The following is a 13345-nucleotide window of genomic DNA, read 5'->3' on the forward strand; positions in this document are numbered from 1 at the left end:
CCAGGCTTTTGGACGCTTAAATTCCAGAGCCAGCCATGCACGACACGACTTTATTGCAACTGATCAACGACGACTTCGCCCCTGCCGAGAAACTGCTCGCCTTGCTGCAGGACGAAACCATTGCCCTGCAAGGGCGCGACATGTTGGTGCTCGAAGACATTCTGGCGCGCAAACAGTCGTTGATCATTCTGCTCGATCAGCATGGCCGCAAGCGCAGCGAAATTCTGGTGGGCCTTGGATTGCCGGCCAACCGCAGCGGGCTTGAGCAACTGGCCAGCCACTCGGACCTCGGCCCGCAACTGCTCGCCCAAAGCGAGGCATTGAATCAGGTGCTGGCCGATTGTCAGGCCGCCAATGTGATCAACGGCCAGGCCATCCAGACCCAACAACTCATCACAGCCAATCAGCAGCGCATTTTGCACGGTGGCGAAGCCCATACGCTGTATGACGCCCGCGGCACCACCGCACTGGTCAACAAACCACGCGCTTTCAGCCAGGCGTGAGCCCGCGTGACCGCACTATCCTAAAGACGCAACATACTGGCAAAATGCCTCTTTTTTGCGTGTTGTTGTATTTTGTCTGGAGATTGATGAACCGTGTCCCATGCTGAAGATGCTCCGCAGCCTCCCAAGGTGCTTACCACGCCTTTGGAAATTTCCGCCCATTTGCGGATGCTACAAGAGAGCCACGACCCGCTGATCATCACCTTCCACGAACGCAGTCAGCGTTTTCAGAGCTATCTGGTCGAAGTTGATCGCGACACCGCGACCCTGGCTTTTGACGAAATGATCCCGCGTGACGGTGAGCGTTTCCTTGAAGCCGGTGAGCCGTTTCGCGTTGAAGGCTTTCATGACGGCGTTCGCATTGCCTGGGAGTGCACCACGCAACTGACCATTGACGACAAAGACGGCCACCGCTGCTACCACGGTGCGTTGCCGACCGAGATCGTCTACCACCAGCGCCGCAATGCGTTCCGTGCCGCCCTCAAGCTGGCGGATCTGGTGAATGTGAAAGTCGATGGCGACAAAATCAAATTCCCGCTGGAAGGCAAGTTGCTGGATGTCTCAGCCACGGGTTGCAAACTGCGCTTTGAAGGCGACGTCAGCGAGCGCCTGCAACTGGGGCAAGTCTACGAGCGCTTCAACGCCGCCCTGCCCTTCGGCCCTATGACCACGCCCGTGGAATTGCGCTACCTGCATTTTGAAGAACGCCTCAACATCACTTTTGCCGGCATGCGCTTTCACAACATGAGCGGCGGCGTGCAGCGTCAGGTCGAGCGTTTTGTGTATCAACTGCAGCGCGATGCGCGACGGTTCGATAAAGACGACGACTATTGAGGCAGCGCCTCACCCTCTCCCACCGGGAGAGGGTGCAGATTTCACAGTGATTCAAACACGCGGCTGATCAGCGCCTTCTCCCTCGGGCTGAGGGCCTTCGGCGCTTTCAGGGACGACCGTCGGTTCTACGTTGTCCTGCATCTGATCCTGCACCACCTGCTCATCGACCCGAGGGTCAAGCGCCGCCACCAAAGGCGAGCTGGACATGCTGTCCGGCATGGCCACGTGCTGCAGCGGCGCATCGTCGACCTGATGCAGGTTGGTCACCGCATTCGGACGAATACGCCACACCAGCACCAGGCCCGTCAGGCTGAAAAACGCGTAGAGCATCTGACTGCCCAACACCTTCATCAATACCCCCGCCACCAACGGCCCAATACTGGCCCCGATGCCGTAGGTCACCAGCAGCATCGCCGTCAGTGACACCCGGCGATCCGCTTCCACGTGGTCATTGGCAAACGCCACGGCCAGCGGGTAGATGCAAAACTGCACCAGCGCGCTCAACCAGCCCGCAATAAACAGCACCTCCAGGGGGACTGAGGGCAGGATCGCCAGCGGCAGCGACACCACCGCCAGAATGAACGCGAACACGCGAATCAGCAGGGGCCGGTCATAACGGTCGGACAACCAGCCCAGTGGCCACTGCGCCAGCAACCCGGCAAAAATGCAGCAGCCCATGTACAAGCCGACCAATTCGGTGGACAAGCCCTGCTGCGTGGCATACAGCGGCGCCAGACCGTAGAACGACCCCACCAGCAACCCCGCCCCCAGCACGGCAATCAAGGACTGCGGCACCCGCTGGATGAAAAACTTCGGGTCCATCGGCGCAGGGTGCAACGGCGCCGGGTGAATGCGCCGGGTCATGGCCACCGGCACCAGGCACAGCGCAAAACACATTGCCACCAGCATCAGCAGTTCCGGGCCGAGGGCCGGATGGATGACCAGAATCAGTTGCCCGAGCACCAGGCCCAGGTACGAGGCAATCATGTACAGGCTAAAGACCACCCCACGCTGTTTGGCATCAGCCTGCTCGTTGAGCCAGCTTTCAATGACCATGTACTGGCACATCATGCCCAGGCCAACGATCACCCTCAGCAGCAGCCACACCGGCAGCCAGTCGGTGAGGCCGTGACACAGCACCGCCGCGCCGACAATCCCGGCGCAGGTGGCATACGCGCGGATGTGCCCCACCCGCGCAATCAACCGGTGACCAATCTTGCCCCCCAGCACCAGACCAAAATAGTTGGCCGCCATGAGGGCACCGATCCACAGGCCGTCGACATTGTCGGCAGCCAGACGCAAGGCAAGGTAGGTACTGAGCAAGCCCGAGCCGATCAACATCATCAGCGAGGCGAAATACAACGCTTTAAAAGACTTCCAGATTTGGCGCATCGGCGTTCCCCGCGACTCCATGCAGTGGCGTGCGCGCTGCCCCAAGGCAGCCCGCACGCAGCAGGTTCAAACGGTTGAGCCGAAGCCTGTGCCGTCTGGACGATTAAGCCTGAGCCGCTAACACGCGGCGTTCCCAGGGTGTGATTTCATCAAAGAAGCTGGTGAGCTCCATCGTCTTGGACGCAATGTAACCTTCGATGAACTCCTTGCCGAACAGTTCCTTCGCCAAGTGACTGCGTTTGAGACGCTCCAGAGCGGCATGCAAGGTACATGGCAATGACAATGCCTCAGGCACCTCGAATTCCCCTTGAATCGCAGGGGTCGGCTCCAGTTGGTTTTCGATGCCGTGCAAGCCCGCTGCGAGGCTGGCCGCAATCGCCAGATAGGGGTTGGCGTCGGCACCCGGCAAACGGTTTTCGACACGCCGGGCCACCGGCGAACTGGCAGGAATGCGCAAGCCCGCAGCGCGGTTGTCGTGGGACCAGCACGCATTGTTCGGGGACGCGTACGGGTGGCAGAGGCGCTGGTAGGAGTTGACGTTTGGCGCAAACAAGGCGGTGAAGTCCGCCATGCCGGCCTGCTGACCGCCGATAAAATGACGGAACGTCGCGGTCGGTTGGCCCGCCGCATCACTGAACACGTTACGCCCGGTGCCCAGCTCCACCACGCTTTGATGAATGTGCATCGAACTGCCGGCGGTTTTCGCCAGCGGTTTGGCCATGCACACCACCGTCAGGCTATGCTTGAGCGCGACCTCTTTGAGCAGGTGTTTGAACAGAAAGGTTTGGTCGGCCAGCAACAGCGGATCGCCATGCAGCAAGTTGATTTCGAACTGACTGACGCCCATTTCGTGCATGAAAGTGTCACGGGGCAACCCGAGCGCGGCCATGCATTCATAGACTTCATTGAAGAAGGGACGCAGGCCGTTATTGGAACTGATGCTGAACGCCGAGAAGCCGACTTCACGACGACCGTCCAGGCCCAGCGGTGGCTGGAACGGCTGGGTCGGGTCGGTGTTGGGCGCAAAGACAAAGAACTCAAGCTCTGTGGCCACCACAGGCGCCAGGCCGCGGGCGGCATACCGGGCGATCACGGCTTTGAGCTGGCCCCGGGTCGACAGGCGCGAACTTTCGCCCGTCAGCTCGTCGGCGTCACAGATGGCCAGCGCCCGGGGTGGAGTGCTCCACGGCAGGCGATGAATGTGCGCGGCATCGGGCACCAGCGCCAGATCGCCGTCATCGCTGCCGTAAAAGCGCGACTCCGGGTAACCGCCCATGATGCATTGCAGCAGCACCCCACGGGCCATCTGCAAGCGTCGCCCTTCGAGGAACCCCTCGGCGGTCATCACTTTGCCGCGGGGAACGCCATTCAAATCCGGCGTCACACATTCAATCTCATCAATGCCGGTCAGTCGCTGCGCGAGTGAACCCTGGCCATCGGTCGTCATGACTCTTTCCTTGTTGTTGTACAAGCCGCGAACGGCGACCCGTACAAAATACGCACCACCTGTTCGGTATTTCAAGCGCGCGTGGGTTAAATCCCTGAAATCCTGCGCCCGGTTCCCTATGCATTTAGGGCGCAAGCCATTAGGGTGGCGATTCTACTTTTTCGCGCAGTGCCCGGTATGCCTAAAGACGACGCCCATTTAATCACCGCCCACGATGTGGCCCGCCACGCCGGGGTGTCGCGTTCTGCGGTTTCGCGCACGTTCACGCCGGGCGCCAGCGTTGCGCCCCACACACGCGACAAGGTGCTGGCCGCCGCGCAGGCGTTGGGCTATCAGGTGAACTTGATCGCCCGCACCATGAACAAGGGCTACAGCAACTTTGTCGGGGTGGTCACGGCCGGGTTCGAAAGCCCGTTCCGCGCCAGCCTGCTCAGCCCGATCACCGACGCCCTGAACAAACAGGGGCTGATGCCGCTGCTGATGAATGCCGACAACCCTCAGCAACTGGAGCAATCGCTGCACACGTTGTTGAGTTATCAAATTGCCGGGGTGATTCTGACCTCGGCCTCGCCGCCCTTGTCGGTCGTTCAGCACTACCTCAAGCATCACATCCCCGTGGCGATGATTAACCGGGGTCACGAACTGGAGGGCGCCGACATCATTGGCAGCGACAATCGCGGCGGCGGTCGGCTGGCGGCGCAGACGTTACTGGCCAGCGGTGCCAGGCGCCCGGCGTTTATCGGCCAGGGCCTGCACAATTTCAGCAGTCGCGAACGCTGGCTGGGCTTCAGCGAGGGCTTGGCCGCAGCAGGCATCACCCCGTTGGCGGTGCAGGATGCAGCCCCCGGCTATGAAGGCGGACTGGCGGCGGTCCGGCACTTGTTCAGTGGCGCGGTGCGGCCCGACGCCCTCTTCTGCGCCACCGACATGCTGGCCCTGGGCGCCATGGACGGTGTGCGTATTGAGCACCACCTGGCAGTGCCCCACGATGTGCAAATCATCGGCTTTGACGACATTCCCCAAGCCGCCCATCTGGCCTACCGCCTGACCAGCTTGCGTCAGGACAGCCGCGAACTGGCCAACGGTGCCGTCGCGGCGATTGTCGCCCGTCGGAAAAATTTTCTTCTGCCAACGCCGCACCGCTCTATCCCGGTCACGCTGGTCAGACGCAACAGCACTTTGGAATAATTGTTTTATTTTGAACTTGAATTGAATTTTTATTTCGTGCTGTATGGCCTCAACAGTGGGTCGTCCCTGCACCCTCTCTCCTGCAGCCGGACGACTCACTTTTTTTGAAACCCGATTGCACACGTGTGCAAACCTGAGGATGTCAGCATGCCGAACCGTCTTTCTGCCCTTCTGCCGCCCGAGCCACTCGCCCTTGAGGAACGCTACCGTCAGGCTCAGCGCATCGCGGTGCAAGCGGCGCAACTGGGGCTCGACTATTACCGCCAGCGCGCCAGCCTGGAAGTCAGTCACAAGGCGGGCGTGGGGCAAGACGTGGTCAGCATCGCCGACCGCGAGCTTGAAACCTTCATCAAGCAGCAACTGAGCGAGCACTTCCCGCAGGACGGCTTTGTAGGGGAAGAAACCGGCGCCAGCGATTTGCAAGCACGCTGCATCTGGGTGGTCGATCCCATTGATGGCACCAGTTGTTTCGTCAACGGCTTGCACACCTGGTGCGTGTCGATTGGCCTGCTGGTGGACGGCGAACCGTGGCTGGGCGCCGTGGCCGATGCCAACCATGACGAACTGTTTCATGCTTGCCGGGGCCACGGCGCCTTTGTGAACCAGACCCGTATTGAAGTGAACCCGGCCACCGACCTGACCCAGGGCTTGACCGGGGTCGGCACCTCCCACCGGCGCGGCAAAGAACACTTTTTGCCGTTCCTCAATCGCCTGCTGGATGAAGGCGGCATGTTCATTCGTAATGGTTCGGGCGCATTAATGATTGCCTACGTCGCGGCAGGCCGTTTGCTCGGCTACTACGAAACCCACATCAACAGTTGGGACTGCCTGGCCGGGCTGGTGCTGGTTCGCGAAGCCGGCGGGCACTGCAGCGACTTTTTGCGCAACGACGGCCTGACCGACGGCAACCCGTTACTGGTCGCCGCCCCGCAGCTCTACCCTGCGCTGGCGCAATTGATCGGACCGTCGCTGAGCGCCTGACCCACAGCATTGCCTGACCTGAAACAGCGCGTGCCTGCAGGGCGCGAACTGAAAAACAATAAACAGGAAACCTTGCGCCATGATTTCTTTGCTCAATGCCTTCAAGGCAGCGCCCGCCCGGCCAGGCCCGGCCAACCCGGACATGGATCGGTTCAAGCGGTTGCGCTGGCAAACCTTTATATCCATGTCCCTAAGCTACGCGCTGTTCTACGTGTGCCGCCTGTCGTTCAACGTGGTCAAGCCCGCGCTGGTCGCCCATAACCTGCTCAGCCCCGCGCAACTGGGGATCATCGGATCGGCACTGTTCTTCGCCTACGCCATCGGCAAATTGGTCAAGGGGTTTCTGGCCGATCACGCCAACGTGCGGCGTTTCATGATGCTGGGTCTGCTGCTCAGCGCCCTCGTCAATGCCTGCATGGGCCTGACCACCAACACCGTGATTCTGACCCTGATCTGGGGCCTCAACGGCTGGGCGCAGTCGATGGGCGTCGGGCCGTGCGTGGTCTCGCTGTCACGCTGGTACAGCGACAAGGAACGCGGCACGTTTTATGGCTTCTGGTCGATTGCCCACAGCCTGGGCGAGGCCCTGACCTACGTGGCCGTGGCCGCCGTAGTGGTCACGTGGGGCTGGCAGTATGGCTACGGGCTGGCGACCCTGATGGGGCTGGCCGGGCTGGCTTTGATCTTCTTTTTCATGGCGGACTCGCCGCAAAGCTGCGGCTTCCCTGCCGTGCACCATGAAGCGCAAACGCCCACCCCCGGCGACTCGCCCGCACCGAGCATCTTCAGCAAACAATTGGCCCTGCTGAAAAACCCGGCCCTGTGGTTGCTGGCAATGGCGTCGTGCCTGATGTACATCGGCCGTTACGCGGTGATCTCCTGGGGCGTGTTTTTTCTGGAGAACGCCAAGGCGTACAACACCTTGAGCGCTTCGACACTGATCTCCATCACCGGCGTGTTCGGCATCATCGGCACCGGGCTCAGCGGCTTGATCTCCGACCGTTTTTTCAATGGCAAACGCAACGCACTGGCGATGCTGTTCGGCCTGATGAACACCTTGTCGCTGAGCGCATTCCTGTTCGTTCCGGCGGGCCACTATTGGCTCGACGCAACCGCCATGCTGTTTTTCGGCCTGTCGATGGGCGCGCTGCTGTGCTTTTTGGGCGGCTTGATGGCCACCGACATCGCCGCCAAAGGGGCCGCGGGCGCTGCACTGGGCATGATTGGCATCGCCAGTTACGCAGGAGCCGCCGCCGGGGAAATCCTCACCGGGGTGTTAATCGAACACGGCACCACAGTGCTCAGTGATGGCAGCAAGGCATATGACTTCCAGACATTGTCGATTTTCTGGGTCTGCGCCTCACTCGTCTCGGTACTGATGACGGCCCTGTTCGCCCTGCACCTGCAACAGCGCAGGCCGCCGACCTTGCCCAAGCGCAAAGAAACCCTGGTGCCGGTGCAGCCCTGAACAGCCTGTTGATTTTGAAACAAAAAGTGACATATCCCTGAAACATTCACCCCGCATAGTTGGCAGATGCCAGCAAGGAGTTGTGTTAACCAAGCCCCTCAAATCCCGCGTATTTGTCTTGGATCTAACAACAACAATAAATGAGCCAACACGATGACTAACCCATTGAGCACGCCCCGAATTGCACACGTGTGCAAACCTGTTTACAACCACGCCCTGATGGCCGCCCTGTGTGCCGCCGCCCTGCAAGGCAGCCTGTTGCTGATGCCTGGCGCGGCTCAGGCGCTGGAACTGGATTACCAGCACCAGTACAACGAAAAAGATCGCGATCACACCGACAAAGTGATGATCACCCAGGCCCTGGATAACGGTCTGGCGTTCTCTTTCCAGTTCGTCGCCAGCCCGGCCGAAAAAAGCAATGGCCAGCCGGGCCAGCCGTTTGAACACATGACCAAAGACTCCCTCAAGGGCAAGGTCAAGTACTCGCACAAACTCACCAAACACTTGAAGTTCAAACCCAAGTTCACCTACTCACAGGGCAAAGACAAAAAGTCCTACAAGCCTGCATTGAAGTTCCCGTATGAACTGGGTTACGGCTTCTCCGCCACGCCCGGCTATTACTACAAAGTCACGACCTACAAGAACGGCAACGAAACCAAACGCGACAACGTCTGGTCCTTAGGCGGCAAGTACAAGATGGAACACATGTCCATCGGCGTGGCGCGCAAAGAGATCTACAGCAACCAGATCGCCTTCGATGGCAAAAAACGTAACTACAGCAACAAGCTGTATATCGACTACAAGCTGACCCACTCTTTCACCCCGTACGTTGAAGTGGCGGACGTCTACGTCGACAAAAACACCGACGAGCGTCAGGCCCGCTACCGCGTGGGCTTCAAATACAAATTCTGACCGCGCCCTGCCCTTCAATCCCTGCTGGAGACTGCGAATGAACGTTTCTCTCTCACGCCTTGCCCGCCTGGGCGGCCCCCTGTTGAGCGTCGCCCTGGGCCTGAGCAGCCCACTCACGGCCCACGCTCAGGCCGAAGGCCATTACGTGCTTGAAAAAGCGGTGCAGGTCAGCCGCCACGGCATACGCCCGCAAACCGACACCGCCAAACTGGTGGAGGCCACACAGCGCCAATGGCCCACCTGGCTGGTGCGCGACGGTGAACTCACCGGCCACGGCTATCTGGCCGCCAGTTTGATGGGCGCCTGGCAAGCCGAGCAGTATCGCCAGGCCGGTCTGCTGCCAGCCGGCTGCCCGCAAAACGGCACGCTGTACGCGGTTTCCAGCCCCAAACAACGCACCCGCGCCACCGCCGCCGCATTGATGGACGGCATGTTCCCCGGCTGCGGCGAGAAACCCCACGCCAGCGCGCAGTCCCTCGATCCGCTGTTTCAGACTGACAAGATGGACTTCGCCCGCGTCGACCCGGCCATCGCCAAGGCTGAAATCCTCACGGCGCTGGGTGGCGACCTGCAAGCGGCCAAGGCCCGCCTGCAACCCGACCTCGACCTGCTCAAGGCCGCCGCGTGTGTCGAGGGCAAACCGTGCCCGTTTTACGACGCGCAATGGGTCATCAAGCAAAACGATGAGGGGCGCCTGAAAATCAAGGGGCTGGATAAAGCCTCTTCGCTGGGCGAAACCTTCCGCCTGCAATACAGCGAGGGCAAACCCATGAGCGAGGTAGCGTTCGGCCACGCAGCCGATGCCAAACAGGTGATGGCACTCACGCGCTTGCACCGGGCCAAATACGACTTCGTCAATGACACGCCACACATCGCCCGGCGTGGCGGTTCGCAACTGATGAATCAGCTGCGCCTGGCGCTGGAGCAAGGCACGCCCCTGGAGCAGGCCGATCCACTGGGCAACCCGCCGACGGCACCGTTGCTGGTGATCGTGGCCCATGACACTAACCTCTCGCAGTTACGCACCATGCTCGGGTTTCACTGGACGCTGGGCGAGTACCAGCCGGGCAATATCCCGCCCACCGGCACCCTGGCGTTTGAACGCTACCGCGACGCGGACAGCGGCGAGCGCTTCATTCGCACCACGTTCGTCACCCAGACGCCGGATCAAATGCGCCACCTCACGCCGTTGAATGCCGACAATCCGCCGCTGCAGGCTGACTTCAGCCTGCCCGGCTGCAAGGTCACTCAGGTCGGCACCTTGTGCCCGCTCAAGGATTTTGCCGAGCGCCTGAACACGGCCATCGACCGCACCGCCCTGACCGCGTACCGCTATCCCTGACAACGGGGGCGCGGGCTGCGACATCAAGTAGCCTGCGCCAGCGCACACAAAATGCCGCGCCTCTGGATTTGGCCGACTAGACTTTGTCGCCACTTGTGTCGGGGAAGAACCGGCTGGTTCCCCTGCGCCGCGTTGCCAAAAGGAAATCCCATGAAAGACTCCGCGTTCTCTGTCACCCGTTTCGCGCTTGGCCTGTTGCTGGGCAGTGCACTCACGCCCGTCGCGCTTGCCCAAACCGCCAGCAGCGATGGCTACGTGCTGGATAAAGTGGTGCAAGTCAGCCGCCACGGCGTACGGCCCCCGACCGCGTCCAATGAAAAACTGCTGACTCAGGTCACGCAGCGCCAATGGCCGACCTGGCTGGTGCCCTTGGGCAATCTGACCGGTCACGGCTACACCGGGGCGGTGGAAATGGGCCGCTATCGCGGCACGGTCCTGCGCCACGCCGGGCTGATCCCCCAGGGTTGCCCGGACGCCAAAACGGTGCTGGCACATGCCAGCCCCCTGCAACGCACCAAGGCCACGGCCCAGGCGTTACTCGACGGCATGTTCCCCGGCTGCGGCTTCCAGCCCACCTACGTGGCGGGCAAACAGGACGCCCTGTTCCAGGCCAATGAAATGAGCTTTGCCGCGCTGGACGCCGAAAAAGCCAAGGCGCAGATCCTCAAGGCACTGGGCGGCAGCGTGGAGGCCGCCCAGAAGCGTTACGCCCCGTTTGAAGAAACCCTGCGTGAAGTGGCCTGCTTGCCAGACGTGAACTGCCCCTACGGCCACGAACCCTGGAAACTGGTGCAAAACGAAAAGGGCCGATTTTCGATCAAGGGCCTGAGCGCGGGCGCCAACATGGGCGAAGTGTTCCGCCTTGAATACAGCCAGGGCCTGCCGCTGGATAAAGTCGCGTTCGGCCACGCCCCCACGGCTGCGGACGTGTCGGCCCTGATGGTACTGACCAAAGCCAAATACGATTACCTGAACGACATCCCCTACATCGCCAGCCGGGGAGCGTCGGAGCTGATGAACCAGATTGCTCTGGCACTCAAACAAGGCACGGCGCTAGCCGCCAAAAACGTCACCGACACGCCGCCTGACGTGCCGCTGATGCTGCTGGTGGCCCACGACACCAACATTTCTTACCTGCGCACCATGCTTGGCTTTGGCTGGAAGCTGGGCGACTACATTGAAAACAACATTCCGCCCGTGGGCACGTTGCAGTTTGAGCGCTACAGGGAAGTCAGCACCGGGGACTACTTCTTGCGCATCGCGTTTGAAGCCCAGTCGATGGACCAGATTCGCAACCTGACGCAGCTGCAAGGCCAGGCAAAACCGCTGAACAGCGAGTTCAAAAGCGCCACGGACTGCCGCACCACCCGCGTCGGCCTGCTGTGCCCGCTAAAGGCCGCGATGGCGACTGTCGAGCGAAACATCGACCCGACCGCGCTCACGCCCTACCGCTTTCAGTAAACCGTCACGCCACGCGGCAGGCGCAATGCCTGCCGCTTATTGCGCGTTTCGACTGAAGATGCGGATGACTTCGTCCAGATGGTCAGCCATTGCCTGACGCGCGCCTTGCGCGTCGTGCTGCTCCAGGGCATGCAGCAGGGTGCGGTGCTCGTCTTCGGAACGGTGTGGCATGTCGTCTGAGGTGTAATGGCTTTGCAGGCGCTGGAACAGACTGCCGTAACGATGGCCCAGCAAATGTTGAATCATCAGCGCATACGCCGGGTTGTCAGACGCTTGTGCAATCCGGATGTGAAACAGGCGGTCGCCGGGGTGGGTGTGCGAGCCTTCGCGGTTGTCCTGCACGTTGCGCTCGAACGCCTCACGAATCCCGGCCAGCTCTTCATCACTGGCATTCACGGCCGCCAGCGCCGCGGCTTCGGGCTCAATCAAACGACGGGCCTGGAGCAAGGCAAACGGCGGAATTTCCGCGCTGAAATCCACCTCGATGCCCAGTTCCGGGTCCAGTTCTTGCCACTGATTGCGCGTGACTTGCGCCATCACCGGTTCATCGGACACGGGTTTGACTGGCGGCTCACACACTAAAACGCCATTGCCTACGCGCACGTCCACCAGCCCGATCACTTCCAGCGCAATCATGGCTTCACGCACGGACGCGCGACTGACGCCCAACAACTTGGCCAGTTCACGTTCAGCGGGCAAGCGGCTGCCGGGTGGAAATTCTCCACTGTCGATCAGGGCGCGCAACTGATCTGCGATCTGTCGATAAAGCCGTTGGTTATCAATCACTTGAAAAGGCATGTCGGTTTTTGTCCTGCTCAATTCGGCGCTCTGCACGCCACGCGGCCGTAAAAAGGCGCTTGTTGCGGTGCAACGTGCATGCTACAAAAGGTTCAATGGCCTGACCATTGGATGGGTAACGTACAGCGATCATAACGCAAAGCGCCGCCCAATCCTTCCCCGGTTTTGCCATGCGCACGCCTACAATGGCCTGACCATTGGGCCAAATAACAATAATGAACAGTGTCACGGAGCATCCATGGATCTTTCCGGCAAACGCGTCCTCATCACCGCGGCAGCCCAAGGTATTGGCCAGGCCAGTGTGCAGGCCTACCTCGCCGCTGGCGCCGAGGTCTTCGCCACCGACATCAATGCCACCGCCCTGGACTCACTGCACGGCGCGCACAAACACCTGCTCGACGTCACCGACCCGCACGCCATTGAGCGCCTCGCCGCCGAGCTGGGCCCGCTGGACGTGCTGTTCAACTGCGCGGGGGTGGTACACAGCGGCAACATCCTCGAATGCAACGACACCGACTGGGCCTTCGCCCTCGACCTGAACGTCACAGCCATGTACCGCATGATCCGTGCGTTTCTGCCGGCAATGCTGAGCAACGGCGGCGGCTCGATCATCAACATGGCGTCGGTGGCGTCCAGCATCAAAGGCGTGCCCAACCGCTTCGCCTACTGCGCCAGCAAAGGCGCGGTGATTGGCTTGACCCGCGCCGTCGCGGCCGATTTCGTCAGCCAGAACATTCGCTGCAACGCCATTTGCCCCGGCACGGTGGACTCCCCCTCCCTGCGCCAGCGCATCACCGAGCAGGCCCTGCGCGAACAGCGCAGCGAAGCCGAGGTGTACGCCGCGTTCGTCAGCCGCCAGCCCATGGGCCGTATCGGCTCGGCGCAAGAAATCGCGCAACTGGCGCTGTACCTGGGGTCCAGCGCCAGCGGCTTCACCACCGGTACCACCCAGATCATTGACGGCGGCTGGAGCAACTAGCCCACCGCTGCGCCCTCTCTTTACCTCTTCAAGGAGCTTT

The 13345-nt window shown here is 61.1% G+C and carries 13 protein-coding genes; 9 read left to right on the forward strand and 4 right to left on the reverse strand.

All coding sequences use genetic code 11. From position 1 onward, the window contains the following. The first annotated feature begins 35 nt into the window (after positions 1-35). Together IF654_RS16480 and IF654_RS16485 are read left to right on the forward strand one after the other, a co-directional pair. Positions 36-503: a flagella synthesis protein FlgN gene (locus IF654_RS16480; protein ID WP_194862222.1), complete on the forward strand. Its 468-nt coding sequence runs from the start codon at positions 36-38 to the stop codon at positions 501-503. A 93-nt stretch (positions 504-596) separates the two neighbouring features. After that, the gene (locus IF654_RS16485; protein WP_047278066.1) at positions 597-1337 is read left to right on the forward strand and encodes a flagellar brake protein; all 741 of its coding nucleotides are present in this window, start codon (positions 597-599) and stop codon (positions 1335-1337) included. 51 nt (positions 1338-1388) lie between these two features. Here IF654_RS16485 and IF654_RS16490 read toward each other — a convergent pair whose 3' ends face one another. Together IF654_RS16490 and IF654_RS16495 are read right to left on the reverse strand one after the other, a co-directional pair. Next, entirely contained in the window at positions 1389-2729 is a 1341-nt protein-coding gene (locus IF654_RS16490) for an MFS transporter (RefSeq protein WP_194862221.1), read from the reverse strand. Positions 2730-2832: 103 nt separating this feature from the next. After that, the gene (locus IF654_RS16495) at positions 2833-4074 is read right to left on the reverse strand and encodes a glutamine synthetase family protein (protein ID WP_169835827.1); all 1242 of its coding nucleotides are present in this window, start codon (positions 4072-4074) and stop codon (positions 2833-2835) included. 279 nt (positions 4075-4353) lie between these two features. Here IF654_RS16495 and IF654_RS16500 point away from each other — a divergent pair, with 279 nt between their 5' ends. The 6 genes from IF654_RS16500 (at position 4354) to IF654_RS16525 (ending at position 11528) form a co-directional block, all read left to right on the forward strand. Continuing rightward, a complete protein-coding gene (locus tag IF654_RS16500; protein ID WP_047281037.1) occupies positions 4354-5364 on the forward strand; it encodes a LacI family DNA-binding transcriptional regulator in 1011 nt (336 codons plus the stop codon). 147 nt (positions 5365-5511) lie between these two features. Beyond that, complete coding sequence (locus IF654_RS16505; RefSeq protein ID WP_194862220.1) at positions 5512-6345, forward strand: inositol monophosphatase family protein; 834 nt, start codon at positions 5512-5514, stop codon at positions 6343-6345. Between the two features lie 79 nt (positions 6346-6424). Continuing rightward, entirely contained in the window at positions 6425-7813 is a 1389-nt protein-coding gene (locus tag IF654_RS16510; RefSeq protein WP_194862219.1) for an MFS transporter, read from the forward strand. A 153-nt stretch (positions 7814-7966) separates the two neighbouring features. After that, complete coding sequence (locus tag IF654_RS16515; protein WP_048376433.1) at positions 7967-8725, forward strand: oligogalacturonate-specific porin KdgM family protein; 759 nt, start codon at positions 7967-7969, stop codon at positions 8723-8725. Between the two features lie 37 nt (positions 8726-8762). Continuing rightward, complete coding sequence (locus IF654_RS16520; RefSeq protein WP_194862218.1) at positions 8763-10067, forward strand: histidine-type phosphatase; 1305 nt, start codon at positions 8763-8765, stop codon at positions 10065-10067. 150 nt (positions 10068-10217) lie between these two features. Next, a complete protein-coding gene (locus IF654_RS16525) occupies positions 10218-11528 on the forward strand; it encodes a histidine-type phosphatase (RefSeq protein ID WP_194862217.1) in 1311 nt (436 codons plus the stop codon). A 36-nt stretch (positions 11529-11564) separates the two neighbouring features. On the opposite strand, the gene IF654_RS16530 is transcribed toward IF654_RS16525, so the two are convergent. Both IF654_RS16530 and IF654_RS16535 read right to left on the reverse strand, forming a co-directional pair. After that, positions 11565-12326, reverse strand: a complete 762-nt coding sequence (locus tag IF654_RS16530; protein WP_047294941.1) for a FadR/GntR family transcriptional regulator — start codon at positions 12324-12326, stop codon at positions 11565-11567. Beyond that, positions 12307-12555, reverse strand: coding sequence for a hypothetical protein (locus IF654_RS16535; RefSeq protein WP_194862216.1), 249 nt, complete (start codon positions 12553-12555; stop codon positions 12307-12309). The genes IF654_RS16530 and IF654_RS16535 overlap by 20 nt, the downstream gene beginning before the upstream one ends. A gap of 9 nt (positions 12556-12564) precedes the next feature. On the opposite strand from IF654_RS16535, the gene IF654_RS16540 reads away from it, so the two are divergent. Further along, positions 12565-13305 (forward strand): SDR family oxidoreductase, encoded by a 741-nt coding sequence (locus IF654_RS16540; protein ID WP_047276849.1) that lies wholly within the window; start codon positions 12565-12567, stop codon positions 13303-13305. The last annotated feature ends 40 nt before the right edge of the window (positions 13306-13345 follow it).

It is taken from the genome of Pseudomonas lundensis, from assembly GCF_015377145.2.
GTDB classification, from domain to species: domain Bacteria; phylum Pseudomonadota; class Gammaproteobacteria; order Pseudomonadales; family Pseudomonadaceae; genus Aquipseudomonas; species Aquipseudomonas lundensis.

Coding starts and splice junctions, on each gene's coding strand:
- IF654_RS16480 (WP_194862222.1), top strand. CDS start 36: ATGCACGACACGACTTTATTGCAACTGATCAACGACGACTTCGCCCCT.
- IF654_RS16530 (WP_047294941.1), bottom strand. CDS start 12,326: ATGCCTTTTCAAGTGATTGATAACCAACGGCTTTATCGACAGATCGCA.
- IF654_RS16520 (WP_194862218.1), top strand. CDS start 8,763: ATGAACGTTTCTCTCTCACGCCTTGCCCGCCTGGGCGGCCCCCTGTTG.
- IF654_RS16525 (WP_194862217.1), top strand. CDS start 10,218: ATGAAAGACTCCGCGTTCTCTGTCACCCGTTTCGCGCTTGGCCTGTTG.
- IF654_RS16490 (WP_194862221.1), bottom strand. CDS start 2,729: ATGCGCCAAATCTGGAAGTCTTTTAAAGCGTTGTATTTCGCCTCGCTG.
- IF654_RS16515 (WP_048376433.1), top strand. CDS start 7,967: ATGACTAACCCATTGAGCACGCCCCGAATTGCACACGTGTGCAAACCT.
- IF654_RS16505 (WP_194862220.1), top strand. CDS start 5,512: ATGCCGAACCGTCTTTCTGCCCTTCTGCCGCCCGAGCCACTCGCCCTT.
- IF654_RS16495 (WP_169835827.1), bottom strand. CDS start 4,074: ATGACCGCCGAGGGGTTCCTCGAAGGGCGACGCTTGCAGATGGCCCGT.
- IF654_RS16510 (WP_194862219.1), top strand. CDS start 6,425: ATGATTTCTTTGCTCAATGCCTTCAAGGCAGCGCCCGCCCGGCCAGGC.
- IF654_RS16540 (WP_047276849.1), top strand. CDS start 12,565: ATGGATCTTTCCGGCAAACGCGTCCTCATCACCGCGGCAGCCCAAGGT.
- IF654_RS16500 (WP_047281037.1), top strand. CDS start 4,354: ATGCCTAAAGACGACGCCCATTTAATCACCGCCCACGATGTGGCCCGC.